This is a genomic window from Ancylobacter oerskovii (assembly GCF_018390555.1).
Lineage (GTDB): Bacteria > Pseudomonadota > Alphaproteobacteria > Rhizobiales > Xanthobacteraceae > Ancylobacter > Ancylobacter oerskovii.
This window is the reverse complement of the sequence record NZ_JAHBGB010000015.1, coordinates 93,368-116,955: the sequence shown is the minus strand read 5'-3', so window position 1 is coordinate 116,955 and position 23,588 is coordinate 93,368. Positions and strand designations below refer to the sequence as shown.

At 66.7% G+C, this 23,588-nt stretch carries 32 protein-coding genes; 15 read left to right on the top strand and 17 right to left on the bottom strand.

From position 1 onward, the window contains the following. The first annotated feature begins 169 nt into the window (after positions 1–169). The 10 genes from KHC19_RS08810 to KHC19_RS26180 all read left to right on the top strand — a co-directional run bounded on the left by KHC19_RS08810 (position 170) and on the right by KHC19_RS26180 (position 6,462). Positions 170–529, top strand: coding sequence for a hypothetical protein (locus KHC19_RS08810; RefSeq protein ID WP_213351988.1), 360 nt, complete (start codon positions 170–172; stop codon positions 527–529). 312 nt (positions 530–841) lie between these two features. Beyond that, on the top strand, positions 842–1,369 hold the full coding sequence (locus KHC19_RS08805) for a hypothetical protein (protein ID WP_213351987.1): 528 nt from the start codon (positions 842–844) through the stop codon (positions 1,367–1,369). A 106-nt stretch (positions 1,370–1,475) separates the two neighbouring features. Further along, entirely contained in the window at positions 1,476–1,688 is a 213-nt protein-coding gene (locus tag KHC19_RS08800; RefSeq protein ID WP_213351986.1) for a helix-turn-helix domain-containing protein, read from the top strand. A gap of 82 nt (positions 1,689–1,770) precedes the next feature. Beyond that, positions 1,771–1,977 carry a hypothetical protein gene (locus tag KHC19_RS08795; protein WP_213351985.1) on the top strand — a complete coding sequence of 69 codons (207 nt, stop codon included), beginning with the start codon at positions 1,771–1,773 and terminating at the stop codon, positions 1,975–1,977. After that, positions 1,977–2,576: a hypothetical protein gene (locus KHC19_RS08790; RefSeq protein WP_213351984.1), complete on the top strand. Its 600-nt coding sequence runs from the start codon at positions 1,977–1,979 to the stop codon at positions 2,574–2,576. The genes KHC19_RS08795 and KHC19_RS08790 overlap by 1 nt, the downstream gene beginning before the upstream one ends. Next, positions 2,573–2,815, top strand: a complete 243-nt coding sequence (locus KHC19_RS08785; RefSeq protein ID WP_213351983.1) for a hypothetical protein — start codon at positions 2,573–2,575, stop codon at positions 2,813–2,815. Before KHC19_RS08790 ends, KHC19_RS08785 begins: the two co-directional genes overlap by 4 nt. Beyond that, entirely contained in the window at positions 2,812–3,141 is a 330-nt protein-coding gene (locus tag KHC19_RS08780; RefSeq protein ID WP_213351982.1) for a hypothetical protein, read from the top strand. The genes KHC19_RS08785 and KHC19_RS08780 overlap by 4 nt, the downstream gene beginning before the upstream one ends. Then, the gene (locus KHC19_RS26185) at positions 3,141–4,409 is read left to right on the top strand and encodes a DUF927 domain-containing protein (RefSeq protein WP_213351981.1); all 1,269 of its coding nucleotides are present in this window, start codon (positions 3,141–3,143) and stop codon (positions 4,407–4,409) included. Before KHC19_RS08780 ends, KHC19_RS26185 begins: the two co-directional genes overlap by 1 nt. Further along, positions 4,402–5,772: a DUF927 domain-containing protein gene (locus KHC19_RS08770; protein WP_213351980.1), complete on the top strand. Its 1,371-nt coding sequence runs from the start codon at positions 4,402–4,404 to the stop codon at positions 5,770–5,772. Before KHC19_RS26185 ends, KHC19_RS08770 begins: the two co-directional genes overlap by 8 nt. Before the next feature lie 567 nt (positions 5,773–6,339). Continuing rightward, on the top strand, positions 6,340–6,462 hold the full coding sequence (locus tag KHC19_RS26180; protein ID WP_281418555.1) for a hypothetical protein: 123 nt from the start codon (positions 6,340–6,342) through the stop codon (positions 6,460–6,462). 237 nt (positions 6,463–6,699) lie between these two features. Here the strand turns inward: KHC19_RS26180 and KHC19_RS26445 are convergent, their stop codons facing one another. Then, the gene (locus tag KHC19_RS26445) at positions 6,700–7,131 is read right to left on the bottom strand and encodes a DUF2335 domain-containing protein (protein ID WP_378297080.1); all 432 of its coding nucleotides are present in this window, start codon (positions 7,129–7,131) and stop codon (positions 6,700–6,702) included. Between the two features lie 468 nt (positions 7,132–7,599). Continuing rightward, complete coding sequence (locus KHC19_RS26440) at positions 7,600–8,286, bottom strand: SH3 domain-containing protein (RefSeq protein ID WP_378295929.1); 687 nt, start codon at positions 8,284–8,286, stop codon at positions 7,600–7,602. Positions 8,287–8,392: 106 nt separating this feature from the next. Between KHC19_RS26440 and KHC19_RS08755 the strand changes: the two genes are divergently transcribed. After that, positions 8,393–8,869, top strand: coding sequence for a thermonuclease family protein (locus tag KHC19_RS08755; protein WP_246548531.1), 477 nt, complete (start codon positions 8,393–8,395; stop codon positions 8,867–8,869). A 235-nt stretch (positions 8,870–9,104) separates the two neighbouring features. Here the strand turns inward: KHC19_RS08755 and KHC19_RS08750 are convergent, their stop codons facing one another. The 3 genes from KHC19_RS08750 to KHC19_RS08740 all read right to left on the bottom strand — a co-directional run bounded on the left by KHC19_RS08750 (position 9,105) and on the right by KHC19_RS08740 (position 11,526). Further along, the gene (locus KHC19_RS08750; protein WP_213351976.1) at positions 9,105–10,325 is read right to left on the bottom strand and encodes a tyrosine-type recombinase/integrase; all 1,221 of its coding nucleotides are present in this window, start codon (positions 10,323–10,325) and stop codon (positions 9,105–9,107) included. Between the two features lie 506 nt (positions 10,326–10,831). Next, positions 10,832–11,113 carry a DUF1488 family protein gene (locus KHC19_RS08745; RefSeq protein WP_213351975.1) on the bottom strand — a complete coding sequence of 94 codons (282 nt, stop codon included), beginning with the start codon at positions 11,111–11,113 and terminating at the stop codon, positions 10,832–10,834. Positions 11,114–11,229: 116 nt separating this feature from the next. Beyond that, the gene (locus KHC19_RS08740; RefSeq protein ID WP_213351974.1) at positions 11,230–11,526 is read right to left on the bottom strand and encodes a hypothetical protein; all 297 of its coding nucleotides are present in this window, start codon (positions 11,524–11,526) and stop codon (positions 11,230–11,232) included. A 153-nt stretch (positions 11,527–11,679) separates the two neighbouring features. On the opposite strand from KHC19_RS08740, the gene KHC19_RS08735 reads away from it, so the two are divergent. Then, positions 11,680–12,057, top strand: a complete 378-nt coding sequence (locus tag KHC19_RS08735; protein WP_213351973.1) for a hypothetical protein — start codon at positions 11,680–11,682, stop codon at positions 12,055–12,057. A 125-nt stretch (positions 12,058–12,182) separates the two neighbouring features. Here the strand turns inward: KHC19_RS08735 and KHC19_RS08730 are convergent, their stop codons facing one another. The 4 genes from KHC19_RS08730 to KHC19_RS08715 all read right to left on the bottom strand — a co-directional run bounded on the left by KHC19_RS08730 (position 12,183) and on the right by KHC19_RS08715 (position 14,114). Continuing rightward, entirely contained in the window at positions 12,183–12,464 is a 282-nt protein-coding gene (locus tag KHC19_RS08730) for a metal-sensing transcriptional repressor (protein WP_213351972.1), read from the bottom strand. Between the two features lie 123 nt (positions 12,465–12,587). Next, on the bottom strand, positions 12,588–13,106 hold the full coding sequence (locus KHC19_RS08725; protein WP_213351971.1) for a c-type cytochrome, methanol metabolism-related: 519 nt from the start codon (positions 13,104–13,106) through the stop codon (positions 12,588–12,590). 85 nt (positions 13,107–13,191) lie between these two features. Next, a complete protein-coding gene (locus KHC19_RS08720) occupies positions 13,192–13,575 on the bottom strand; it encodes a TIGR02301 family protein (RefSeq protein ID WP_246548526.1) in 384 nt (127 codons plus the stop codon). Positions 13,576–13,670: 95 nt separating this feature from the next. Next, positions 13,671–14,114 carry an NUDIX hydrolase gene (locus KHC19_RS08715; RefSeq protein WP_213351969.1) on the bottom strand — a complete coding sequence of 148 codons (444 nt, stop codon included), beginning with the start codon at positions 14,112–14,114 and terminating at the stop codon, positions 13,671–13,673. Positions 14,115–14,337: 223 nt separating this feature from the next. Here KHC19_RS08715 and KHC19_RS08710 point away from each other — a divergent pair, with 223 nt between their 5' ends. Then, entirely contained in the window at positions 14,338–14,601 is a 264-nt protein-coding gene (locus KHC19_RS08710; RefSeq protein ID WP_246548524.1) for a porin, read from the top strand. 33 nt (positions 14,602–14,634) lie between these two features. On the opposite strand, the gene dapE is transcribed toward KHC19_RS08710, so the two are convergent. The 6 genes from dapE to KHC19_RS08680 form a co-directional block, all read right to left on the bottom strand. Continuing rightward, entirely contained in the window at positions 14,635–15,828 is a 1,194-nt protein-coding gene (dapE, locus tag KHC19_RS08705; RefSeq protein WP_213351968.1) for a succinyl-diaminopimelate desuccinylase, read from the bottom strand. A gap of 65 nt (positions 15,829–15,893) precedes the next feature. Then, on the bottom strand, positions 15,894–16,736 hold the full coding sequence (gene dapD, locus KHC19_RS08700) for a 2,3,4,5-tetrahydropyridine-2,6-dicarboxylate N-succinyltransferase (protein WP_213351967.1): 843 nt from the start codon (positions 16,734–16,736) through the stop codon (positions 15,894–15,896). Positions 16,737–16,803: 67 nt separating this feature from the next. Then, complete coding sequence (locus tag KHC19_RS08695) at positions 16,804–17,541, bottom strand: pyrimidine 5'-nucleotidase (RefSeq protein ID WP_213351966.1); 738 nt, start codon at positions 17,539–17,541, stop codon at positions 16,804–16,806. Positions 17,542–17,598: 57 nt separating this feature from the next. Next, entirely contained in the window at positions 17,599–18,036 is a 438-nt protein-coding gene (locus tag KHC19_RS08690) for a hypothetical protein (protein WP_213351965.1), read from the bottom strand. A gap of 72 nt (positions 18,037–18,108) precedes the next feature. After that, positions 18,109–19,023: an acetylglutamate kinase gene (argB, locus tag KHC19_RS08685; RefSeq protein WP_213351964.1), complete on the bottom strand. Its 915-nt coding sequence runs from the start codon at positions 19,021–19,023 to the stop codon at positions 18,109–18,111. Between the two features lie 127 nt (positions 19,024–19,150). After that, entirely contained in the window at positions 19,151–20,131 is a 981-nt protein-coding gene (locus KHC19_RS08680; protein WP_213351963.1) for a DUF937 domain-containing protein, read from the bottom strand. 236 nt (positions 20,132–20,367) lie between these two features. Here KHC19_RS08680 and KHC19_RS08675 point away from each other — a divergent pair, with 236 nt between their 5' ends. After that, positions 20,368–21,798 (top strand): MATE family efflux transporter, encoded by a 1,431-nt coding sequence (locus KHC19_RS08675; RefSeq protein WP_246548521.1) that lies wholly within the window; start codon positions 20,368–20,370, stop codon positions 21,796–21,798. A gap of 32 nt (positions 21,799–21,830) precedes the next feature. Here KHC19_RS08675 and KHC19_RS08670 read toward each other — a convergent pair whose 3' ends face one another. Both KHC19_RS08670 and KHC19_RS08665 read right to left on the bottom strand, forming a co-directional pair. Next, a complete protein-coding gene (locus KHC19_RS08670) occupies positions 21,831–22,361 on the bottom strand; it encodes a chromate transporter (protein WP_213351962.1) in 531 nt (176 codons plus the stop codon). Further along, a complete protein-coding gene (locus KHC19_RS08665; RefSeq protein WP_246548519.1) occupies positions 22,358–22,993 on the bottom strand; it encodes a chromate transporter in 636 nt (211 codons plus the stop codon). Before KHC19_RS08665 ends, KHC19_RS08670 begins: the two co-directional genes overlap by 4 nt. A 97-nt stretch (positions 22,994–23,090) precedes the next feature. Between KHC19_RS08665 and KHC19_RS08660 the strand changes: the two genes are divergently transcribed. Beyond that, positions 23,091–23,576: an MmcB family DNA repair protein gene (locus KHC19_RS08660; protein ID WP_213351961.1), complete on the top strand. Its 486-nt coding sequence runs from the start codon at positions 23,091–23,093 to the stop codon at positions 23,574–23,576. Positions 23,577–23,588 lie beyond the last annotated feature (12 nt).

The following is a 23,588-nucleotide window of genomic DNA, read 5'->3' as shown; positions in this document are numbered from 1 at the left end:
AGGGGGTCAAAGTTGGACGCCGATCCCCCGCCTCACGGGGTCAAACTTGCACGCCGAAACACATTCTCGAACTGCTGACCCTCGAATGCGCCGAGCGCCCGAGCCGACAGGACACGATCCACATGTCCATGTTGCGGCTCCGCAGCGCGACCCAGCGGAGGGCGGCGTGATGGACCGGAGACAGATGATTTTGGGAGTGGCGGCGGCAGCGGTGCCGTTGCCGGCCGTCGCGACCCTGCCGGCGGCCGATCCTCTTGCCGCTGCGTTGGCCGACTACAAGGTGCAGTCGCATCGGTTCAACACCGAACTGCCCGATGACTACAGTGATGAGCAGGCGAACGCCTTCGCCGATGAAACCTACGGCCGCGTCTACTACATGGACCCGTTGCCGGCAGCGACGACGCTGACGGGCGTGGCGGCCGCCTTGAGGACGATGCTGAGCGAGGCGGAGAGGGGCGCCGAACTCGACGACTTCATTGAGCGCAACATCCGCGCGGCTCTCGCGTATTTCGAGCGGGAGGGCATGTGATCGCTCTAGGTTTCTAACTAAACAATCGAATCTCTCCAGGACAGGAGGTAGGCGCGACGCACTGAGTCCATTATGGGCCTCAGCGTCGCGATAGCGGGCCGCTGCGCCTAGTGGTTTGACGGGTTAGGTGCGCGGACCACGCTTGGCGTTCGCGTCTTGTTCCGAATCGTCAACGGCGCCATGATCTTGCACGGGGATAGGCCGGCCAGCCGACAAGCCGAGTTGCGCCGCTCGGTTTCCCCACGCTTCCCTCGGTGCTGAGCGCGCTTTTGATCTGGTAGAGGAAGCCGCCAAGAAAGGACAACGTGGGCTATGGCGAAGTCCCCCGGATTAAATACGCAATTTGACACGCAAACATATCAGTTTGAAACGGACGCGGAGCGTCGGAGGTATGCCCGAGTATTCTTGAACGGCTACATCAAACCCGACGCAAAAGGACTGTATCGCCGACACTATGCCTCCAGTGGCTCAGACGCTGAGGTGCTGGGTCGACGCGCTCTGGTTGAACTGCTGGAGCGGGGTAACCTCCACCGAGACATTAGTGGAGCATTGATCGAGCTGCTCGTACCTAACGACGACCAGCGTGCAAATGACAGAAAGCTGGAATTCAAGCACAGGCGTAGGGGAGCGCCCCAAGACGCAATGGCGGTAAGCGCTATCGCTGACGCTGTCCGCGTTGAAATTTACAACGGCTCCAATGTTGAAGCCGCAATCGATAAGACAATGTCCAAATTCAACATCTCGCGAGATTACGCTTACCGGTGCTGGAGTAAGTGCAAGCCGGTTTTTGAGGCAATGGAGGCGGATTGGCAGCGCCAGAATTCCAGTAAACCTAAATAGCGATTTCCGATCAGTTACAGCGCCAAATTCACCTGCCACCTTCCTCAGCAACCGCCGGAACACGTCGGGACACACTCTGACGCAACGGTCATGCTGAGGACTGAGAATGAGCTTTCGACCGAAACCCGAAACTGAACCACTCGCCTATGACGTCAGCGGCGCGGCTCGCGTCATGGGGGTAGGCCGAAACAAGATCTACGACGAGATCCAGGCCGGCCGCCTGGAGGCTCACAAGTTAGGGCGCCGCACGGTGATTACCCGTGCAGCCATCGAGGTGTGGTTCGGCAAGTTGCCGCGCTTTACGACCAGCGCTGCCTGAGAACGCGAACACCCGGTGCCGCCACAGCGCCGGGTGTTGAGAAGTCGCGTCTGAAACCTTCCCGCTCAAAGGAATGATTTCAATGTCTTTTTTAGCCCACGCCCGGAATCCGGGCAAGGAAATTCAGCCGGGAGCCGGCCTTCCGCTGTTCGACTGGCGATCGTCTGGTTCCTCGAGCGTCAATCCTCTGCACATCAGGGCGCGGCGCATCTCGGCGAGTTGCGGCGTGCCGTTCGCTGTCGTGCTCGCGCATATCGAACTGGCCGGCCTCGGCAGGGAGGTCCGGTGATGTCGGATGACGCCAACCTGAAATCCCTCGTAACCGATATCGCGCATCAGGCCGCCCAACAGGCGTTCGACTGGCTGTGGACCTACGGATCCGCAGACCCCGACAATTTCCGGCGAGACGTACGTGTCGCGACCATCAACCGCCATCTGATGTCGACCGTAGAGCCGGTGAGGCAGGTAGCATTCGAGCAGGGTGTCACTGGATCGAATGAGATCCACGCAATCTGGATCGAGGCCGCGCAGACGTTTTCCACTCGCATGAAAGAGCTGGAGGGCATTCCAGCCAGCTACGAGCCGGAATGGAGCGATGACGATAAGGCGCTGAAGGAAAGGCTGCACACTGAGGCTATCCGTGCAGCGCGCCTCGCATTCGATTCCGATTGCGCCCGACCGACCGACGCCTCGGATGCGGAGAGACTGGACCGGCTGAGTGCTGTCTGGGCTCATATGGCCACATTCGTCGCCGCCGCGGTCAACCCGAGCCGACCGGCCGAAGAGGCCATGGTCGACTACTGGACCACTGAAGCCATCAACATCCTCATTCAGGAATTTTGCCGCCTCCGAGATGCCTGGGCGAGCGATGAAGGAGGTAGGGCATGAGGTCGTTCGCTCCGATTACGGAGCCCTACCTGCCGAGCGATGCGCACTTCGTCGGGCGCCCGTCCTGCGCATTGGTCTATCCGTATTCGGGGGCGTGGGTCTGCTTCCTGGCGGACGAGAACGGCGGAATGTTCCTCGCCGAGGATGCCACCAAGACCGTCGCTCTCACTGCGGCGATGGAGGCCGCGATCCGCTGGAATGCCGAGGTGCACCTCGTCAACAGGGAGGACCGCCTTTGACGGATCATCCCTTTGGCTTCTCGACGGATCGCCGTCCGTCTCTCGACTTCGACAAGGTGAATGCCGCCGCGCTGGCGGCATTGCCCGCCCTATTGTCTCGCTGGCTCCCCGGCGGGCATCGCGAGGGCCGGGAGTGGGTGGCATTGAACCCGCGCCGCTCCGACCGTTCGGCTGGCAGCTTCCGCATCAACATGACGTCCGGCAAGTGGTCCGATTTCGCGACTGGCGATGCCGGCGGCGATCCTGTCAGTCTTGCGGCGTACCTGTCAGGTTCCAGCCAGCTGGAGGCAGCCCGCCACCTCGCCGACATGCTGGAGGTGCGCTGATGGACGCGGGTCTCATGTTCGCGCCCCTCTCCGCTGATGAGGTGGCAGCAGCGCGGCAGTCCACGCCGACGGCCGGCGCGAAGAGGCCAATCATTCCGGTGCCGGCTGACGCGCCGCCCATGGCCTTCAGGCATCCGAAGCTCGGCGCGCCGTCGCGCTCCTGGCCCTACTACAACGCGACCGGTGAGCTCGTTGGTTATGTCTGTCGCTGGGACTTTGCCGGTGCGGATGGCGAGCCGGCCAAGGAGATTCTGCCGGTCACCTATTGCGAGCTCGAGGATGGCAAGCGCGGCTGGCGGTCGAAGGGCATGCCGGCGCCGCGTCCGTTCTTCGCCCTTCCGGACATCATTGCCAATCCCACGGCATGGGTGTTGATCACCGAAGGCGAGAAGACCTGCGACGCGGCGCGCGACCTGTTCCCCGACATGGTTGCTACCACACCGGCCCACGGGGCCAAGAGCCCGCACCTGACGGACTTCTCGCCGCTCGCCGGTCGGACGGTGGTGATCGCCACCGACTATGACCAGCCGGGGCGCGCGACCGACAAGGGCAAGCCGCTGCATCCCGGCTGGGACTTCGGCGACAAGGTATGCGAGCTCGCCCGCGCGGCCGGCGCCGCTTGTGTCCTGCACCTTGCTCCCGAACGTCTCGGCGCCTGGTTCTGGCGGGACGGCGAGAAGATACTGCGGGATTTCCCGCTCAAGGACGGTTGGGATCTGGCCGACGCTGCTGATGAAGGCTGGACGGAAGAGGCCATTGCCGAGATTCGAAAGGATCCGGCGTTCCTGTCGCCCTATCTCGATGCCGCCGAGCGTGTTGACGCCGCCGACGAAGACGATGATCCGACACCTGGCATGTTCCGGTCATGGCCGCATGGCGTCGAAAAGCGCGTCGACCATAAGGACAAGGAGACCGGCGCTATCACCACCGAATGGAAGTGGTTTTGCTCGCAGCTCGACATCGCGGCCGAGACCCGCAGCTCGGACGGTGAGGAATGGGGGCGCCTGCTGACGGTGACGGATCGCGATGGACGCCGGAAGCAGTGGGCTATGCCCATGGCGATGCTGGCTGGCGACGGTACCGCCTATCGCGAACGCCTCTTGTCCCTCGGCCTGATCATGGCACCGGGCAAGTTCGCCCGTGATGCCCTGCACGAATACATCTCGACCGCCCGGCCGGATGAGAAAGCCCGCTGTGTCGGCCGCGTCGGCTGGCACGGCAAGTCGTTCATTCTAAGCAACCAGACGGTGGACCCCGACCATGGGTGAACGGATCATTCTGCAGACCAGCGGCAGCGTCGATCACGCCTTGCGTGAGGCCGGGACGCTGGAGGGCTGGCAGCGAGATATCGCACGCTATGCCGTGGGCAATTCAAGGCTGGCACTGGCGCTCTCGACGGCCTTTGCCGCGCCGCTGCTCTATCCGACCGGATCCGAAAGCGGCGGCTTTCATTTCAGAGGGGCCTCTTCGACCGGCAAGAGCACCGCACTCGTCGTGGCTGGGTCCGCCTGGGGCGGCGGCGGCATTCGCGGCTATGTCCGCACCTGGCGCGCCACCTCCAATGGGCTGGAGGGTGTCGCCGGTATGCATTGCGACTGCCTTCTGTGCCTTGATGAGATGGGACAGGTAGATGGGCGCGAGGCTGGGCAGATCGCCTACATGCTTGCGAACGGTGTCGGGAAGTCGAGGGCGTCGCGATCCGGCGAGGCTCGCCCGGCGGCAGAGTGGCGGCTGTTGTTCCTCTCGAGCGGTGAGCTCTCCCTTGCCGACAAGATTGCCGAGGATGGCAGAGGCCGGCGGGCCGCGGCAGGGCAACAGGTCCGCATCGTCGATATTCCGGCCGACGCCGGCGCTGGCATGGGCATGTTCGAAAACCTGCACGGCTTCGCCAACGCCGATGCGTTCGCCCGGCATCTCAAGGTGGCAGCCAGCGAACACTATGGTCACCCGACCCGTGCCTTCCTGCGGGTGCTGGTGGATGAGTTTGACGCCATCGCTCCGGCCGTGAAGGACCATGTCGACGAATTCCTTCGCGACAACGCGCCGGCTGGCGCGGACGGACAGATCAGCCGTGTTGCTGCGCGCTTCGGGCTCGTGGCCGCCGCTGGCGAGATGGCAACGGCAGCCGGCATCCTGCCATGGCCGGAGGGAGAGGCGACGCGGGCCGCGGCGTGGTGCCTTGGCGATTGGCTGGCCCACCGCGGGGGGATCGAGCCCGCCGAGGATGTCGAAGCGATATCAGCAGTGCGGCGGTTCATCGAGCTTCATGGAGCATCGCGCTTCGAGGCCATGGGTGAGCTCGTCCCCACCGATAGCCAGGGCGCCCCCATCGAGCAGCGCATTCCGAACCGGGCCGGGTTTCGGCGCCGGGTTGACGGAGGCGGCACCGAATATCTGATGCTGCCTGAGGTATGGCGTACCGAGGTATGTGCCGGCCTCGATGCTGCCTCCGTCGCGAAGGCGCTGATCCGTCGTGACTATCTGGCGGCCGGCGGGGATGGAAAGCCGCAGGTCAAGACGCGCTTGCCCGGCTTCACCTCGCCGGTCCGCTGCTACGTGATCACCCCGCGCATCCTCGGTGATGAGGAGGATGAGGGAGAGGTCCGAGCCGCCCAGCGAGCCCAGTTCTAGGGGGAGGAAGGGTCATGACAGCCCGATTTGCTGCCTTTTCCCGGCATCGCACCGAAATTGTTCCCCTTGTTCCCCAAGCCCCGGTGAGTTGGGGAACAGAGTGCGGAACACCGCAAAGCGTTGTTACGGAACGATTTGTCGAGCCTGTTCCCCTTGTTCCCCACGTTCCCCCCGAAAACGATGTAGCTGGAAACGAAAATGGCCAATTGGACGAGCTATCGGCTGACATCGCGAAGCTCTGGAGCCGGGTTGTTCAGCGAGAAATGGAGCGTGGCGCTGATCGAGCGTCAGCCGTCAGAAGGGCGCTCCCGCTGGTTCGGGCGCGGCTGTTGAATAGCCCGCGCATGATGCTTCCCGATCATGCTCCAGGTTGCTGCGCTATGTGCGGATATCCGGATAGGCCCACCTCTCACCTATTAGCGGTCATGTCGCCGGAGCCTGGCAAGCACATCTGGCTGCATGCTGGCGAGTGTCACACGGACTATCGGAAGGAACTTGCGGCGAAGGTGGATGCGGCGATGGTCAAAGCCGGGTTGCCTGACCCTAGAGAGGAACCGCCATGGTGAGGTGGCGATGACGCCCGGCGCTACGGCGTTTTCGCGTGATGTGGATCCTGAGAGCGATGACGCTGACGAGCCCGTCCTGATCGCATCGTTCGGCCAGGTGCCCGAGGGCGTGCTCGAGGCCTGAACGAAAAGCCCGGCCTGAGCCGGGCTAGTTGTGACGATCAGCCTAGGCGACGAAGCCAAGGCGCTCATATAAATCAGGCGCGGCGGATAAGTTCCGGTCGAGAAAGAAAGAGCCCGGCCGAAGCCGGGCTAGTGCTGACCATCGCGCCTGAGGGGAAACATCAGGCGTCGGCAAAACTCACTAGCGACGCCGCGGTTCCCACCCCGGAAATGAAAAAGCCCGGCGCTTGGCCGGGCATCAGGGCTTCTTATTCCGCTGGTAAAGGAAGGCCCCTACCACCGAAATGATGGTCCCGCCTACAATTGTGGCAGCAACCGCCGGATAGCCCTCTCTAAACGCGATTGTCGCGACATAGAGGGCACTCAGGGCAAACGCTCCAGCGAAAATCTGGCCCAGCAAGTCTCGGGCGATGGTCGCTCTGAGCGCCCATGTTTCATAGCTGCGGCGGTGAGCAGACTCCGTCTCCCACTGAGCCATAATCCGTTCGGGCCAGTCCGTTCCGAAGTCCCGATATTCACGCATTGTCTTAGGAGATGGGAGTGGCCCCTCCCAATGCTCTTCATGCGTATGCACTACAACGTGCCCACCATTCGGAGCGGGTTGCTTCGTCGGGTCAGGCGCGGTGGCTACCTTGGCAGGGCTATTACGGCTTCGTCTTCCGGCGCGCATGCTCACGCTCGATTACCCGGGTCATATCACGTCCAATTTGAACGCCATCAGCCCGAAGCGCATCAGTAGCAGACGCGTGAGGATAGCGGGGCACGCTTGTTTGCGGCCAAACCGAGACAATCGCACCCAACCCCGCAACAAAGCTCGCCGCGAATTGACGCGCGCGCTTCGTGTACCGTCTTGAGGAAATTGCCATTGTTCCGCTCATGCTGTTTCATACCGAGAAATGAACGAAAAGTCACGGATGTTCCAAGCCATCGTCGCCGTTCGTTTCTGTACGCTGCTGATATCGCGCTCATGTGGCGCCGATATGTCGCCCTTCGCGCGCAAATCCAGCGCGCCCTCACATTCGATCATCAACCGGCGACCGTGCATCAAGCTGCACCGGCCGCCACGCGCCCCGGCCTCACCTCCGCCCCCACTTCGTAGGGCGGGTGAAGTCGGTGATGAGGGCTACCAAGGCGTCGATCAACGGTAACACTTCGGCTTCCTTCCGCCCGGGCGGCTATAAGCACTGCGCCCACCACAGCTCCGGCCGTTGCGCATCACATCGTATGGGCAGTCGCAGGTGCCGACATAGGGTTCGCGGATCGGGGTGACGCCGCCGCTATCGTCGTCATCTTCATCCGGCTCTGCGGCAACCCGTGCCACCGTCCGACTGGGTTCCCGTACGGGAGTGGTGACGGACGGAGGTTGAGCGGACAGGTAGCGGGACGAAACCCAGCCTTCTTGTCCATCGAGCCGAACCCGACGCCAATTGCCTCGGCTCTCTCCCGCCTCGATAGATGTGCCAGCGGAAAGGCTACCGATCACCCGCCCCGAGGTGTTGGGGCCCCCGCGGACGTTCACCTTCGCGGTCACATAGAGCGTTTCTCGGAGCGGCTCTGGCAGCTCTGTCGTCCCCGCCGTTGCTGCTGGTGCAGGCCCGATATCTGGTGGCGGGGAAGAAGCCGCGGCATGCGAGCGAGGTGGAGGGCTGGTTAGAGCAGGCGCAGCCGCTGGGCTCACAACGGGTGCCGGCGCCGATGTGGCAACCCGATAATCTGGCGCGTCCTTGCTGCTGCACCAGGCGAGCGGCAGCGCAAGCAGCAACAGGAGGAAAAGGCCAGGAGGCAGCTTTCTCCCCTTAGGCTGTGATGATTTCCGCCGTGTCATGTATCAACCCCCGGATGCATCCGAGCAGATGTGCTGGCGGCGGTCCAGATAGGGGAAATGCGAAACCTCGAGCTGCTAGCTTGAAGCCATGCTCCGAGTCCTCTTCTTGTCCATTCTCCTCTCCGCTTCCACCCTCGCCGCCGCCGCGCCCATCACGGGTCAGGCTTCCGTCATCGATGGCGATACGTTGGAAATCCACGGACAGCGCATCCGACTGAATGGGATCGATGCTCCCGAGAGCCGGCAGCTATGCCGTCGTGCTGCGGGTGAACCTTACCGCTGCGGGCAGTTGGCGGCCTTGGCCTTGGCTGACTTTGTCGGCCTGGCCACGGTTGCCTGTGAGCCGACTGGCCGTGACCGCTACAAACGCGTCATCGCCACCTGCGAGGCGCGCGGGGTGGACGTCGGTCAGTGGATGGTTGAGCAGGGCCGCGCAATGGCCTTCCGGCGCTATAGCGATAAGTACGTGGCGGAGGAGGTTCGAGCGTCTCGGGCCCGGCGAGGTATCTGGCAAGGTCCGTTTCTTCCTCCGTGGGCATGGAGGGCGCAAGCGGGGGAGAATTCTCCTCCCCATCGTCGCTGAGCGCTCGCCGAGCTACCCATCGGCGAAAGGTCACCATCCCGACGGTACATGCGAGCAAGGCGGCGAGCACAGAAAGCCAGTAAGCCGACATGCGGGATCCGAACTGTTACGGTATCCAGATGGGCGTGAATCCACACGCCCATTTTCGACCTAGTCAGCCTCATAACCCCAATACGTGCAACGGTTTTTCGGCGTGAATCCGTGAGCTGTCGCTTTGATTGATTTTTGATTGTTTTCAAGTTTCCGCCGGTCGCACCATAGCCCCCACATCGGCGGCTTGCGTCGACGTGACGAACTTTTCCCACGCGTCCATCAGTTCCCGGCGCTTTTCGAGTGCATCGCCTCGCCGATAAGCCCGCTCCACCTCATCTCCCACAACATGGGCTAGAGCTGCCTCTGCTACCTCTCGCGGAAATGCGGTGCATTCGCCTGCCCAATCCCGGAAGGACGATCGGAAGCCGTGTACCGTCAGATCCTCAAGCTTCATGCGCCTCTTCATCAGGGCGAGCATCGCTATGTTGGAATGCGGCTTACGCTTCTGTGGGCCGGGGAACAGGAAGTCGCCTTCCGTACGCAGCACTTCGACCTTTTTCACTATCTCCAGCGCCCTCGCGCTCAGGGGAACGCGATGTGCCTTCCCGGCCTTCATGCGTTCTGCCGGAATCGTCCAAAGCTTGGCCTTGCGGTCTATCTCGCCCCACGTGGCGCCGGTCACTTCGCCGGTTCGAGCAGCCGTCAGAATGGTAAACTCCAGCATGAGCGCGGCGACGGCTTCCCTCTTGCGGAGCTCCACGATGAAGGCGGGGACATCAGAATAGGGCATGGCTGCATGGTGGCCGCGTTGAAGCTTTTTCCGGCGCGGCAGCAGGCTATCCAGATGGCCCCGCCAACGGGCCGGGTTTTCGCCGGTTCGCAGCCCCTTCGCCTTGGCGGCGTCCAGGACCCTTTCAATCCGACCGCGCAGGCGAGAGGCGGTTTCCTGCTTTGTCTGCCAAAGGGGCGTCAGCACCTGCAGAACCTTCTCGGTCGTAACGGCATCGAGCGTCAAAGGACGGAGAGAGGCGGCATAGGTTTCGAGGGTGTGCTTCCACTGCCAGCGGTGCTTTTCGTTCCGGAAGCCGGACTGGATGTCGGTGACAAGCTGATCGGCGAAGGCTCCGAATGTCACGACATCGTCTGCGGACACTTGCGCCCGGCGTAGCTCAATGGGGTTCTGTCCCGCGGCGACTACCTGTCGTGCACCGGCTGCGAGCTCTCGCGCAGCGCTCAATGATACGGATGACAGGCTACCAAGCCCCATTTCCTTGAGTTTGCCGTCCCTGCGGAACAGAAAGACCCAACGCTTTGAGCCATTGGCGTCGACGACAAGGTAAAGACCGCCGCCATCAGCATGCCTCCCTCGCTTCGACGCAGCAGCAATGCCGCGAGCGGTCAAACGATTCACTTCGCGCGCCATCGCTCACCCCAACTTCACCCTAACATTCACCCTAACGCTCGACCGTGCTTCGGACAAATGTTGGAGGACGTCGGCGGGGTCAAATGCCCGCAAAAGCTTGGAGATGCTGACGCCTAGAGGACGTCAGGAGACATGGCAGAACATTAGTTTGGTGGACCTCGGCTCCACCATCGGAACGGCGCGACATCTGATCCCGTCCGCGAAAATCCCGCCTCCGGCCACGCCATCCCGAACCTGCATCGACGGTTTGCATCGGCAGCTGCCGACGGCGCTATCCGGCGCGTTGCGTTATCCGCCGATGCCCCGCGGCAGCTTCCAAGCCGTGGCCTGCCGTTCTTCCATGCGCGGTTCCGATGACCCGCGCGGGCTCGACGGTGGCCGCGCGAGCCGCGCGGGAGGCTGCCGGCACGGACGGGAACATTTTCCTGCGAACAGCTTCGGTCGCGGAAGAGCGGGGGGGCACCGCGCGAGGCGATGAGCGCCGCCAACCGACGACGGGCCGGGCGTCATCCTTCCCTTGCGGCTTGCAGCACATCGCTGGCTTCCACCACCACTTCTCTCTCCGAAGCATCGAATTTACGCCGCGCGGCGACCTCGATGGCCGAACGGTGCTTCTCGAACCGGTTGAGGCGCTCGGCGCGGTCCGCGGCCTTGCCGCCCTCCAGCCGGTCCAGGGCCTCCCAGCTGACAAGGCAGGGCACGACATCGGTGTCGCCGCGGAAGAAGAACCGGATTTTCCGAACGTCTTCCAGATCTTCGGCGGGTTTTGCGGAATGCTCGAGGATCATGGTCACCTCCTGTTTCCGGAAGGCAACCCGAGAGCGCGCCGGAAGTTCAGATCTGCACCCGCTGCCGCCGCAGATTCTTCCCCTCCGGGGGCCCCGCCATCGCCGAGCCGGCCTTGCTAGGCGGCATGGAGCAGGCTGAGCGGCGCGTCGAAAGAGACATCCACCCCGCGTGCGGAGACCGCGGTTATCCTGCCGCGGTGAGAACTGCCATCCTGCAGCGTGACCAGGGCGGCAAACAGGCCCGCTCCCATCATCGACGGCATTTCGGTGGCGAGGAAGCCCGTCGCGGACATGCCGCCGACCGGCTCGGTCGCTTCCCGGCGCATGATCTTGATGTCGTAGCTGGCCGTGGTGGCGGCGAGCCCGGCGATGCGTAACCAGCCTTCGCCGCTGAAAGCTCTGATGACTTCCATGGGAAGGCCTCGCAACTCAGGTGACGCATGAACTCAGGTGAAAGGCAACGCACCGGCCGGACGAGAGTTCCCGCCGCCGCCGGCCATTGAGAGCGCGACGTACCCCGCGCGATGTGCTATTCTCCATCTGTTCCGTGGGAACCCGTGCCTGGGATGATCGATCCCAACGGTCGAAATGGTGTCACGCAAGGCGTGCCCTCAAATCTTCCGCCACATTTCTCATACGCCGTCGCTTTCGACGGCAGCGTGGCTGTTATGGACAAGTTGGAGGAACGTGCGCGCGCGATCTGCGCGCAAGATCTGTTGGCCGCCGGGTGCTGGCCGACCGAGCTCGAAGAGAAGGTCGATCGGCTGTGGCCGGTAGTGGCTTTCGAAATCACGGGTGGCGCCGTCGATTCCGTCTTCGCCCATATCGCCGATCTGGACAGCCGGCAGCGGGAATACGATGCCATGGTCCGGCGCGCGCCCGGAGCCGCCGCCGGCAGCAGTTTCCAGCTCATGGGCGCGGATCAGTCCAAGCCGGACCGATAGCCCGCCGCGGCCGGCGGCCGGCAACGCGGTGCGACCCTGCTCTTCCGGGGATGCCGGCCCCGGCCGCCGCGATGAAAAATCCGCAGGGTGTTCCGGCGCGCGGCGCGAGCGCCGGGCGTGCCTCCTCAAAGATACTTGATGATGTCCTTGAACTCGTCGATCGAGTGCCGCTGGTTCCCCTCCAGCGGGGACACCACCTCGTCGAGGCAGTGATCCAGATGATCCTGGATCAGGGTCTTCTTGGCCTGGTTGATCGCCTTCTCCACCGCATGCAGCTGCTGGGCGATGTCGTGGCAGGACCGCCCGGCCTCCAGCATGTCGATCACCGTCCGCAAATGGCCGTGCGAGCGCTTCAGGCGCTTGACGATCTGGGGATGGGTCGCGTGGATATGCGGATGCTCGCTCATGTGACGTGTCTTCCCGTGGCGTCTATCCCCCATGAGAGGATACACGGTCTGCTGCCGAAGCAGGACCGAATAGCAGATGCCGGACGGGTCGGCAGCAGGCGGTGACGCGCCGCCCGCCACGGCCTAGCCCATGCAGGCGTCTTCCGTCGCGCTGTATCCCGGTGGGCGGGGATCGTTCTTCTGCGGCCTGCCGCGGCCGAGCGCGCCATCGGAGCGGGCGCGCAGATAGACGAAGATCGCGTCGATGTAGCACATGACGTTCGGATTATCGCCGAAGGACGGCATGACCAGCTCCTGGCTGGTGTCGACGTTCTTCTTGCCGTTGGTCACGATGTCGATGAAGCGGCCATAGTCGATGGTCTTCAGCGCGTCGACCAGCGAGGGGGCGAAGCTGGAGCCGAGCCCGTCCGGGCCGTGGCATTGCAGGCAATTGGCCGTGTAGCGGATGTAGCCGATCGACGTGTACCAATCGACGGTGCCGTCCGGCGCGATGCGGAAGGTGGGATTGCCGGCCTTGTCGAGGTACTTGCCGTCATCCGAGCTCGCCGGGGCGGGGTCGCCCGAGCCGTCGGCGCGCAGGCCGGCCGTCGAGGCGAGCAGGCCGGCGACGGCCACGACGACGAACCAGGCGCACGCTCTCATCTGTCCGCTCCTGCGGGTCGCTTTTCTCCATCGGTAACATGGCGCCGCCGCCGGCTCCATCCCCGTCCGGAGGCGGCGGGGGCCGCTAATTGCTGCCGTAGCGTGCCGCAATGTCGCGGGAGAGCCGGGCGCCGGCCTCGAGATAGCGCTGCGCGGCGAGCTCCGCCGACGGGGTGCAGCTGTGATAGACCTGCCGGTAGCTCTCATAGCCGCGGTTGAAGGCGGCGATCATCAGGCCGCGCCGCGCGTCGGACGGCTGCTCGGCATCGATGAGGGCCTGCATCTCCTCGCGCCAGCGTGCCGCGTCCGGCGCGCCGCAGAGCGGGCGGATATAGTGGAGCGTGCCGAGCATTTCCGCCAGCCGCAGCATGTCCGCCTCATAGGGGGGCGTGGAGCCGCTCGAATTCGGCGGCGCGCCCTGGGCGCCCGCCGGTGGCGGCAGGGCCAGCGCGAGGCTGATCGCGACCATGCCGAGCGCGAGGCGCGGACGGAACGGTCGCGGGAGGAAGGAGTGGGCCGGGCGGCGTGTCATCGTCCCTGTGGTGGGCCGGCGCGGCGGCGGCGTCAAGGGCCGGCGACGAGGGCCTGGGTGGCGAGGAACTGGGCAGCGGTCACGATTCCGGCAAGGCCGTCGGTAGTGTCCGCCGGCAGATGCTGCGGATCGAACCAGCCGATCTCCGCCGCTTCCGGGCCGGTGGAGGCGTCGCCCTCGAGCCAGAGGCCGGCATGGCTGATCACCACGAAATGCGAGGTGACGGCGCCGTCCCCGTCGCGGCGGATGATGTCGAGCGCGCCGGCCACGCCGACGATGCGGCAGGCGACGCCGACCTCCTCCATCACCTCGCGGACGGCTCCCTCGGCCAGGGTCTCGCCCGGTTCCAGCCGTCCGCCCGGCAGCGACCACAGGCCGCGCATCGGCGCCGCGCCGCGACGGGCGAGCAGCACGCGCCCCTCGCGGAAGACCGCGGTGGAGATCGCCAGCACCGGGCGTATCGGCTGTGTCGTCATCGAATCGGTTCCCTCCGCTTGCCGCGCCATCCTATGATCCGCGGCGGCGACGGGCGAGCCTGCCGGCCGGTGGCGGCATGCCGCGCGGGACGGACCGCCCCGCTGGGGCCGCAATCGGATCGGATGGTTGTCAGGTCCGCTGCGGCACCCGGCAGCGGAGGAGGGTGGGATCATGAGCCGGAAGCCAAGCGCGGACAGCCGCGCTCCCATGTCGTTGGCGCCCATGTCGTTGGCTGCCGTGTCGCTGCTTGTCGCCGGCGGCCTGCTGGCCGGTCCGGCCCTTGCCGGCAGCCCGGCGCCGACCGCGGCCACGCCGCCGGCGACGGCGGATCGGCCGGATCCCGTCTGTGCCAGCTACGGCAAGGGGTTCACCCGCCTCGCCGGGACCTCGACCTGCGTCAAGATCAGCGGCAATGTGCAGGTGGACGGCTATCGCCAGTCCTCGACGACCGGCGACCCGCTGGCCCCGGCGCTGCAGAGCCGGTGAGGCGGCACGGGCCGGTGCGTCGCCCGACCCGTCCTAGCGTCCGAAGGCGGCGAAGTATCGCGTCGCGATGTCCTTGTAGACGCGGGTGAGGGCCCGAACCTCGTCGACCGGCGTCGATTCGTCCACCGCATGCATCGAGGTGCCGACGAGGCCGAACTCGATCACCGGGCAATAATCCTTGATGAAGCGCGCGTCCGAGGTGCCGCCGGTGGTGGAGAGTTCCGGCGTGCGGCCGGTGGTCTCGTTGATGGCGGCCACCACGAGATCGACGAAGTCACCGGGCGCGGTGAGGAAGCTGTCGGAAGAGCGCTCCTCGAAGGCCACCGAGAAGCGCACCTCGTTGCCGGCGGCGATCCTGAGCCGGCGTTCGATCTCCGCCTTCAGCGTGCCGGGCATCCACAGGTCGTTGAAGCGGATGTTGAAGCGGGCCTTCGCCTCGGCGGGAATGACGTTGAAGGCGGGATTGCCGACATCCACCGAGACCAGCTCGAGATTGGACGCCTGGAAATGGTCGTTGCCGCGGTCGAGCGGCTCGGCCTGCAGGGCGGTGATGAGCTTCGCCATGCCGGGAATCGGGTTCTCGGCGAGATGCGGATAGCCGACATGCCCCTGCTTGCCGTGCACGGTGAGCGTGCCGGACAGCGAGCCGCGCCGGCCGATCTTCACCATGTCGCCCAGCACCGCGCGAGAGGAGGGCTCGCCCAGCACGCAATGGTCGAGCCGCTCGTCGCGATCGGCGAGCCAGCGCAGCAGCTTCTCGGTGCCGTTGATCGCCGGGCCTTCCTCGTCGCCGGTGATGAGCAGCGAGATCGAGCCCGGCAGACCGTCGCCGTGCTCGGCCGCGAGATCGAGCGCCGCGGCGGCGAAGGCGGCGACGCCGCCCTTCATGTCCACCGCGCCGCGACCATAGATGAGGCCGCCATGGATCGCCGCCTCGAAAGGCGGGAAGCGCCAATGCGCGGGATCGCCGGGCGGCACCACGTCGGTATGGCCGGCGAAGCAGAGATTGGGTCCCCGCGTGCCGAAGCGCGCATAGAGATTCTCGATGTCCGGCGTGTCGGGAGCGCTGAGCGTCACCCGGTGCACGGTGAAGCCGGCGTCGCCGAGCAGGCCTTCGAGATAGCCGAGGGCGCCGCCCTCATCGGGCGTCACCGAGGGGCAGCGGATGAGCGCGCGGGCGATCTCGACAGGATCGGCCAGGGAGGCGGGAGCAGCGGTGTCGGCCATGCCAGATCTCCTCTGAGCCGGGTCCTTCCACTTCCCTCTCCCCGTCGGGGAGAGGGAGATGCCGATCAGTCCCTGAGCAGGTCGTTGATCGAGGTCTTAGAGCGGGTCTGCTCGTCCACCCGCTTGACGATCACCGCGCAATAGAGCGACGGGCCGGGCTGGCCGTTGGGCAGCGGCTTGCCGGGCAGCGAGCCGGGCACCACCACCGAATAGGCCGGCACTTCGCCGACGAACACCTCGCCGGTGGCGCGGTCGACGATCTTGGTGGTCGCCGAGATGAACACGCCCATGGACAGCACCGAGCCCTTGCGCACGATCACGCCCTCGACCACCTCGGAGCGAGCGCCGATGAAGCAGTCGTCCTCGATGATCACCGGGCCGGCCTGCAGTGGCTCCAGCACGCCGCCGATGCCGACGCCGCCGGACAGGTGCACATGCTTGCCGATCTGCGCGCAGGAGCCGACGGTGGCCCAGGTGTCGACCATCGAGCCCTCGCCGACCGAGGCGCCGAGGTTCACGAAGGACGGCATCAGCACGACGTTCGGCGCGATATAGGCCGAGCGGCGCACGATGCAGCCCGGCACGGCACGGAAGCCGGCGGCGCGATATTCCGCCTCGCCCCAGCCATCGAACTTGGAAGGCACCTTGTCCCACCAGCTCGCCCCGCCGGGCGCGCCGGGGATCGGCGCCATGTCGTTGAGGCGGAAGGACAGCAGCACCGCCTTCTTCAGCCACTGGTTGACGCTCCAATTGCCGTCGGCGCCCTGCTCGGCGACGCGCGCCTTGCCGGCGTCGAGCAGGCCGAGCGCCGCGTTCACGGCGTCGCGAACCGGACCCTTGGTGTCGAAGCCGATCTCCGCGCGCTTCTCGAAGGCGTCCTCGATGATGGTCTTCAGTTCGCTCGACATGTTCCGTTACTCCGCTAGTGGCGGGGACTTGTTGCGGCGCCGAGCGCCGGGTGTCAACGGGTGGGCGTCACGAGGCGCCGCCGGCGATCGTCCCGCGCAAGGCGCGCAGGAAGGCCGGCAGGTCGTCGGTGACGTGCTGGATGTGCCGGCCGTCGCGCCCGTCATGCTCCCAGGCCTCGCGGTCGGCCGGGCTCACGGCGAGGCCGGGCGGCACCACCAGCACGGTGCGCATGCCGAGCGCGTGCGGCACTTCGAGATTGCGGGCGAGATCCTCGAACATCGCGGCGCGGGTCGGCTCGACGCCGTAGAGGCCGAGGAAATGGCGATAGGCCGGCTCCTGCGGCTTGGGATGGAACTCGGCCGCGACGATGTCATGCACGTCGGCGAAATGGCCGGAGAGGTCGAGCTTGTCCAGGATCGCGGCGGCATGGGCGCGCGAGCCGTTGGTGTAGACGAGCTTGCGGCCGGGCAGGGCGGCGAGCGCCGCGCCGAGCTCCGGCGCCGGGGCGAGCTCGGACAGGTCGATCCTGTGCGCCTCGGCGAGGAACGGGTCCGGGTCCATGCCGTGCTCGATCATCAGCCCGCGTAGCGAGGTGCCGTATTTGCGGTAATAGCCCTTCTGCAGCGCGAAGGCGTCGTCGAGCGACAGGCCGAGATAATCGGCGATGTAGCGGCGCATGTTGAGGTCGATCTGCCGCCACAGGTCGAGCCCGGGCGGATAGAGCGTGTTGTCGAGATCGAACACCCAGGTGTCGATATGCGAGAAACCATGGGTCGGCTGGGCATCGGGGGAACGAATGGTCATGGTGTCCTTCTTCGGCGCGGGCTGTCCGGCGCCCGGCCGGTGTCGTCGGTGGGGCGGCTAGTGCCCGAGCGCCGTGCGCAGGCGCGCAAAGGTCGATCGGCTTGTCCAGGGATAGTCGCGACCGAGGCAGACACGCGAGCCGTCCGGCAGTTCGATCCAGCATCGGTCGATGGCCATGCCCTCCTCGTCCTTCCCGCGCTTCTGCAGCGGCTTCAGCGACCGGCACGGGAAGCGGCGGCGGCGCCAGCGGAAGAGGCCGATCTCCAGGATCTCGGCCTCGTCGCCGTCAATCGTCAGCGCGACATAGACCTGACGGCTGCTCTCCACGACGACGATCGCCATGATCGCCAGCGGGATGGCCGTGTCCAGCCATCGCGGGGAACCATGCAAGAGCAGGGGGCCGCCCACATAGGTCACGATGCCGAGCATGGACAGGCTGACGGCCCATCCCAGCAGAACCTCGCCGTTGCGCAGGACGATGCGGGATGGCGCCAAGGGCGTTCTCCGAGCGTTCTCCGAGCGTTCTCCGGGGCCTTGCTCCGGCCGTCATCGCGCTCCGCTCCTCCCTCACCGTCGAATCAGCGTGCCGGCGCCATGGTCGGTGAGCAGCTCCAACAGTACAGCATGCGGCACCTTGCCGTCGAGGATGACCACGCCCTCGACGCCCTGCTCCAGCGCATAGATGCAGGTCTCGACCTTGGGGATCATGCCGCCGGAAATGGTGCCGTCGGCGATCAGCGCCCGGGCCTGGGCGATCGACAGTTCCTTGATCAGGTTCTTGTCGCGGTCGAGCACGCCCGGCACGTCGGTGAGCAGCAGCAGGCGCTTGGCGCCGAGCGCCCCGGCGATGGCGCCGGCGAAGGTGTCGGCGTTGACGTTGAAGGTGCCGCCCTCCTCGCCGGTGGCGACCGGGGCCAGCACCGGGATCAGCTCGCGGCCGAGGATCTGGTCGAGCACGGTGGTGTCGACGCTCGCCGGTTCGCCGACGAAGCCGAGGTCGATCACCTGCTCGATGTTGGAATCCGGGTCGAGGACGCTGCGGGTGACCTTGGAGGCGATCACCATGTTGCCGTCCTTGCCGGACAGCCCCAGCGCCTTGCCGCCGGCCTCGTTGATGAAGCCGACCAGCGACTTGTTGATCGAGCCGGCCAGCACCATCTCGACGATCTCGACGGTGGCCTTGTCGGTGATGCGCAGCCCGGCGGCGAATTCCGACTTGATGCCGAGCTTGGCCAGCATGGCGCCGATCTGCGGCCCGCCGCCATGCACCACCACCGGGTTCACGCCGGACTGCTCGAGCAGCACGATGTCCTGGGCGAAATCGCGCGCGACCTGCTCGTCGCCCATGGCGTGGCCGCCATATTTCACCACGATGATGGCGTCGTCATAGCGCTGCATGTGCGGCAGCGCCTGCACCAGCACGCGGGCCTTGGCGTGGTCGTCGAGCTGATCGGGATCGGTGGCGGGATTCTTGTCGGACATCGGGGCGGCATCTCTCGGCGGGATATGGGCAGCCGGCCCTTCTAGCCGATTTTCATGACGCTTCTCAATCGGCCCCGCCATCACCTCCCCGGCGGTGGCCGCCGGGGAGGGTGCGCAGGCGAGGCGCCTATTGCCCGTCCTTGCGGGTGAACCGGTCGAAGATGTCGTTCAGCGGCTGCAATGTGGGATCCTGAGCCTCGCCGCCCGGCGCGGGGCGCGCGCCGGCGGTCCCGGCTCCCCCGCCGAGCAAGCCGCCCAGTATGCTGCCGAGAAGGTCGCCGGTCGGGTCGCCGCCCTGCCGCGGCTGCGGGATGCCGCCGCTGTCCGGTCCGGCCGTTTCCGACCGACCTCCACCCAGCATGCCGCCCAGGAGATCGTCCAGCGGGTTACCGCTCGTGCCCGGGCTGCGCGAATCGGCCGGCGTGACGCTGCCCGGTTGGGAACCGCCGAGGCCGCTTCTCGCCAGGCCTTCCAGCAGGTCCTGCAGCGGGTTGCCGGTGGATGTCCCCGCGCCGGAGCGATCCGCCGCGCCGCCGCCGCCCAGCATGCCGCCGAGGAGGTCGCCCAGTCCTCCGCCGAGTCCTCCGCCGAGCCCGCCGCCAATCCCGCCCCCCGTCGAGGCGCCGGTGGAGGCGCCCTCCGGAGGGCGGTTGCCCAGCAATCCGCCCAAGAGGTCGCCGAGGCCGCCGCTGCCGCCACCCTTCATCAGCCCGCCCAGAACCATGGCGGCGATCGCCGGCAGCATCTGCTGCAGCAGCGAGGAGCTCAGCCCGGTCTCGGAGGAGGCATGGGCCGCGACCGCGCGGCTCACGTCCGGCGAGCCGAACATGGCGGCGAGGGCGTCCGTGCCCTGCGCCTTCAGCACCGGGTCCGGGGTCGCCTCCGGGTTATCGAACGCCTCGGAATAGGGATTGCGGGCCATGGTGCCGAGGAGGCCGGCGAGACCTTCCGGCGTGCGGGTGCTGCGGTCGAGGCCGACGGAGAAGGCCGGCAGCAGCGCGGCCACCGCCTGCTGCGCCTCGCCCGGCGAGATGCCGTAGCTGCGCGCCAGATTGTCGATCAGCTGGCCCTGCTGCGCCTGGGCGAGCACTTCCTGCAACGGGTTCATCGCATGCTCCTGTGACACCGTCCGAAATGGACATTTCACGCGGCCGTCCATGGCCAGCATACGACAAGACGCCGGGCGGGCCTATGCGCGGCGCGCCGGGCCGCTGGCGGCACGGCCCGAGGGGCCGGCACGGCGACGGGAGCCGGGCATGGCGCGAGGGCATGGCGCCAGGGGTATGGCGCCTCGCCTCCGCGTGCCGCTATCGCCGGCCGCCGCGTCCGTGCGATAAGCCGGCCATGCAGAGCTCATCCGCTTCCACGGCCCGCTTCGTCACCGGCTCGACCATGGTCCATGTCGCGGTGATGACCGCGGCCGGCTCGGTGGGGCTGGTGGCGGTGTTCGTCGTCGACCTGCTCAACCTGTTCTACATCTCGCTGCTCGGCGAGGAGGAACTCGCCGCCGCCATCGGCTATGCCGGCACGGTGATGTTCTTCGTCACCTCGGTGTCGATCGGGGTGATGATCGCAGTCTCGGCGCTGGTGTCGCGCGCGGTCGGCGCCGGCCGCCGCGAGGAGGTCGGGCGGATCTCCACCTCCGGCTTCGTCTACATGACGCTCGCCAGCCTCGTCACCGCCGGGGTGATGATGCCGCTGCTCGCCCCGTTGCTCGCCTTGCTGGGCGCCACCGGGCGCACGCTGGAGATCGCCCGCGACTTCCTGATGATCGTGCTGCCCTCGACGCCGCTGCTCGGCATCGGCATGGCGGCATCCGGCACGCTGCGCGGCCTCGGCGATGCGCGGCGTTCCATGCTGGTGACGCTGATCGGCGGGCTGGTGACGGCGGCGCTCGACCCGTTGCTGATCCTGGTTCTCGACTGGCGGGTGGAGGGAGCGGCGGCGGTCTCGGTGGTCTCCCGCGTCGCGATGGCGGCCTACGGCCTGCATGCGGTCGCGCGCGTCCATGGCTGCGCCAGCCCGTTGCGCTGGCAGGACTTCCGGCGCGACGCCGGGCCGCTGTCCGGCATCGCGGTGCCGGCCATCCTCACCAATCTCGCCACGCCGGTCGGCAATGCCTATGTCACCTTTGCGCTCGCCGCTCATGGCGACGCGGCGGTGGCCGCCTTCGCGGTGGTGGGGCGGCTGATCCCGGTCGCCTTCGGGCCGCTCTTCGCGCTGACCGGCGCCATCGGGCCGGTGATCGGCCAGAATGTCGGCGCCGGGCGCTACGACCGGGTGCGGCGCGCCATTCTCGACAGCCTGATCCTGATCCTCGCCTATGTGATCGGGGTATGGGGGCTGATGGCGCTGGGCCGCCATGCCGTCGCCGGCGCCTTCGGCCTCTCGGCGGAGGGCGAGCATCTCGTCGTCTTCTACTGCCTGTGGCTCGCCGGCAGCTTCGTCTTCCTCGGCATGCTGTTCGTCGCCAACGCGGCGTTCAACAATCTCGGCGCACCGCTGCGCTCCACCGTGTTCAACTGGAGCCGGGCGACGCTCGGCGTCATCCCCTTCGTGCTGGTGGGCGGGCGCTACTGGGGTGCCGAGGGCGTGCTTGCGGGCCAGGCGCTGGGATCGGTCGCCTTCGGCGTGGCGGCCTTGATCAGCGCGCTGGCGCTGGTGCGCGGGCTTGCCGCCGGGGCGAGCCGGCCGGAGCCGGCGGAGGCGCCGCTGGCCGGACCGGAACTGCCGCCCTTCGCCCGCGGAGAGGGCGCCACGGCGCTCGAGCCCTGAGGGCCTCGCCGCCGCCTTCCATCGGCGGTGACTCAGATCAGCCGCAGCAGCCCGAGAGCGCCGCCGCCGAACAGCATCCACAGCGGGCTGACGCGGGTGAACAGCAGCACGGCGACGGTGACGGCGGTGTAGAGCGCAGTCGGAACCGTGCGCGCGGCCCCCTCGGCGAGCAGGAAGCCGGAGGCGGCGATCAGCCCGATGGTGAGCGGCACCAGCCCGCCCTGGATCGCCCGGCGCCATTTCGCCTCGCGGAAACGGTACCAGACGCCGCCGACCACATAGGCGAGCACGCAGGTCGGCCCGCACATGGCGAGCGTCGACACCAGCGCGCCGGCGAAACCGGCGACATGCCAGCCGATCAGCGTCACCACCAGCACGTTCGGCCCCGGCACCGCCTGGGCGATGGCGTAGGTCTGGGCGAACTGCTCGTTGGTCATCCAGCCGGCGACCTCGACCACCTGGCGGTGCATCTCCGGCAGCACCGCATTGGCGCCGCCGACCGCCAGCAGCGAGATCAGCAGGAAATGCGTGGCGAGCTGGCCGAGGATGCTGTCGTCTCTCATCGGATCGCCCACCAGGCGAGGGCGATCGAGACGGGGGCCAGGCTGAGCATCACCCAGGGCAGCGGCAGGCCGAGCACGACGATGCCGATGAAGGAGACGGCGACGATGCCGAGGTCGCGCCATTCCCGGCGTCGCCATATCGGCTCGCCCATGCGCCCGGCCATGGAGATGACGAGGCCGGCGGCCCCGGCGGCGAGGCCGGCAAGCAGATCCGAGACCGCCGGCACGTCGCTGTAGCGCGCGAACAGCGTGCCGGCGAGGATGACGATGACCGCCGGCGCCAGGGTGAGGCCGCTGAAGGCGGCAATGGCGCCCGGCACCCCGCGGAAGCGCGCGCCGATGACGACGGACAGGTTGACGATGTTCGGCCCCGGCAGGAACTGGGCGAGGCCGACGAGCTCGGTGAACTCGTCCGAATCCACCCATTGATACCGCTCGACCACCGCGCGCCGGGCGATCGGCAGCACCCCGCCAAAGGCCACCACCGCCACCGACAGGAAGCCGACGAAAAGCTCACGCAGGCTCGGTGTCGGCCGTTCGGTCCCGGAGCCGGCGGGCGATGCCTCGCCGGATGCGGTTTTCGCAGGTGCGGATTCGGACGGCACGGTCGAGGCGGCCATGAGGGGGACCATCGGAAGGACGCCCGCTTATAGACGAGTCGATCCGGTCGGGTAACGACCTTTCGCTCGGGGCTTTTCATTCTCCGATGAGAACGTATAGGGTACAGTCATGCATGGAACCCTCGACGCTCTCGCCTTGCCGCCGGACGGCCGCCAATCGGAGGCGGCGCTCGCCATCCGGCGCGGCGCGTTGCGCTATGTGGCGGCGTGCGGGCTGGTCGGCGTGCCGGAATTCGTGCTGGCCAGCGGCCGCCGCGCCGATGTCGCGGCGCTCTGCGCCAAGGGCGAGGTCTGGGTGATCGAGGTGAAATCCTCGGTCGCCGATTTCCGCGCCGATCACAAGTGGTTCGAATATCGGGACTTTTGCGACCGGCTGTTCTTCGCCGTCGCGCCGGGCTTTCCGCTGGAGATCCTGCCGGAGGACACCGGCATCCTGGTCGCCGACGGTTTCGGGGCGGCGCTGATGCGCGAGGCGCCGCGCCACCCGCTGGCGGCACCGCAGCGCAAGGCGCTCACCCTGCGGCTCGCGCGCTGCGCCGCCGGCCGCCTGATGGGCCTGATGGACCCCGAGGCGCTGCGCGGCATCGAGCTGTAAGGCGGGGAAAAG

Excerpts from the sequence above, each read along its gene's own strand:
- KHC19_RS08805 (WP_213351987.1), top strand. The coding sequence starts at position 842 with ATGGCGAAGTCCCCCGGATTAAATACGCAATTTGACACGCAAACATAT.
- KHC19_RS08800 (WP_213351986.1), top strand. The coding sequence starts at position 1,476 with ATGAGCTTTCGACCGAAACCCGAAACTGAACCACTCGCCTATGACGTC.
- KHC19_RS08715 (WP_213351969.1), bottom strand. The coding sequence starts at position 14,114 with ATGACGACACAGCCGATACGCCCGGTGCTGGCGATCTCCACCGCGGTC.
- KHC19_RS26185 (WP_213351981.1), top strand. The coding sequence starts at position 3,141 with ATGGACGCGGGTCTCATGTTCGCGCCCCTCTCCGCTGATGAGGTGGCA.
- dapD (WP_213351967.1), bottom strand. The coding sequence starts at position 16,736 with ATGTCGAGCGAACTGAAGACCATCATCGAGGACGCCTTCGAGAAGCGC.
- KHC19_RS08750 (WP_213351976.1), bottom strand. The coding sequence starts at position 10,325 with ATGGCGCGCGAAGTGAATCGTTTGACCGCTCGCGGCATTGCTGCTGCG.
- KHC19_RS08790 (WP_213351984.1), top strand. The coding sequence starts at position 1,977 with ATGTCGGATGACGCCAACCTGAAATCCCTCGTAACCGATATCGCGCAT.
- KHC19_RS26440 (WP_378295929.1), bottom strand. The coding sequence starts at position 8,286 with ATGACACGGCGGAAATCATCACAGCCTAAGGGGAGAAAGCTGCCTCCT.
- KHC19_RS08810 (WP_213351988.1), top strand. The coding sequence starts at position 170 with ATGGACCGGAGACAGATGATTTTGGGAGTGGCGGCGGCAGCGGTGCCG.
- KHC19_RS26445 (WP_378297080.1), bottom strand. The coding sequence starts at position 7,131 with ATGCGCGCCGGAAGACGAAGCCGTAATAGCCCTGCCAAGGTAGCCACC.
- KHC19_RS08745 (WP_213351975.1), bottom strand. The coding sequence starts at position 11,113 with ATGATCCTCGAGCATTCCGCAAAACCCGCCGAAGATCTGGAAGACGTT.
- KHC19_RS08670 (WP_213351962.1), bottom strand. The coding sequence starts at position 22,361 with ATGAGAGACGACAGCATCCTCGGCCAGCTCGCCACGCATTTCCTGCTG.
- dapE (WP_213351968.1), bottom strand. The coding sequence starts at position 15,828 with ATGGCCGACACCGCTGCTCCCGCCTCCCTGGCCGATCCTGTCGAGATC.
- KHC19_RS08710 (WP_246548524.1), top strand. The coding sequence starts at position 14,338 with ATGTCGTTGGCTGCCGTGTCGCTGCTTGTCGCCGGCGGCCTGCTGGCC.
- KHC19_RS08665 (WP_246548519.1), bottom strand. The coding sequence starts at position 22,993 with ATGGTCCCCCTCATGGCCGCCTCGACCGTGCCGTCCGAATCCGCACCT.
- KHC19_RS08740 (WP_213351974.1), bottom strand. The coding sequence starts at position 11,526 with ATGGAAGTCATCAGAGCTTTCAGCGGCGAAGGCTGGTTACGCATCGCC.
- KHC19_RS08725 (WP_213351971.1), bottom strand. The coding sequence starts at position 13,106 with ATGAGAGCGTGCGCCTGGTTCGTCGTCGTGGCCGTCGCCGGCCTGCTC.
- KHC19_RS08660 (WP_213351961.1), top strand. The coding sequence starts at position 23,091 with ATGCATGGAACCCTCGACGCTCTCGCCTTGCCGCCGGACGGCCGCCAA.
- KHC19_RS08720 (WP_246548526.1), bottom strand. The coding sequence starts at position 13,575 with ATGGTCGCGATCAGCCTCGCGCTGGCCCTGCCGCCACCGGCGGGCGCC.
- KHC19_RS08730 (WP_213351972.1), bottom strand. The coding sequence starts at position 12,464 with ATGAGCGAGCATCCGCATATCCACGCGACCCATCCCCAGATCGTCAAG.
- KHC19_RS08735 (WP_213351973.1), top strand. The coding sequence starts at position 11,680 with ATGATCGATCCCAACGGTCGAAATGGTGTCACGCAAGGCGTGCCCTCA.
- KHC19_RS08785 (WP_213351983.1), top strand. The coding sequence starts at position 2,573 with ATGAGGTCGTTCGCTCCGATTACGGAGCCCTACCTGCCGAGCGATGCG.
- KHC19_RS08695 (WP_213351966.1), bottom strand. The coding sequence starts at position 17,541 with ATGACCATTCGTTCCCCCGATGCCCAGCCGACCCATGGTTTCTCGCAT.
- KHC19_RS08675 (WP_246548521.1), top strand. The coding sequence starts at position 20,368 with ATGCAGAGCTCATCCGCTTCCACGGCCCGCTTCGTCACCGGCTCGACC.
- argB (WP_213351964.1), bottom strand. The coding sequence starts at position 19,023 with ATGTCCGACAAGAATCCCGCCACCGATCCCGATCAGCTCGACGACCAC.
- KHC19_RS08770 (WP_213351980.1), top strand. The coding sequence starts at position 4,402 with ATGGGTGAACGGATCATTCTGCAGACCAGCGGCAGCGTCGATCACGCC.
- KHC19_RS08680 (WP_213351963.1), bottom strand. The coding sequence starts at position 20,131 with ATGAACCCGTTGCAGGAAGTGCTCGCCCAGGCGCAGCAGGGCCAGCTG.
- KHC19_RS08795 (WP_213351985.1), top strand. The coding sequence starts at position 1,771 with ATGTCTTTTTTAGCCCACGCCCGGAATCCGGGCAAGGAAATTCAGCCG.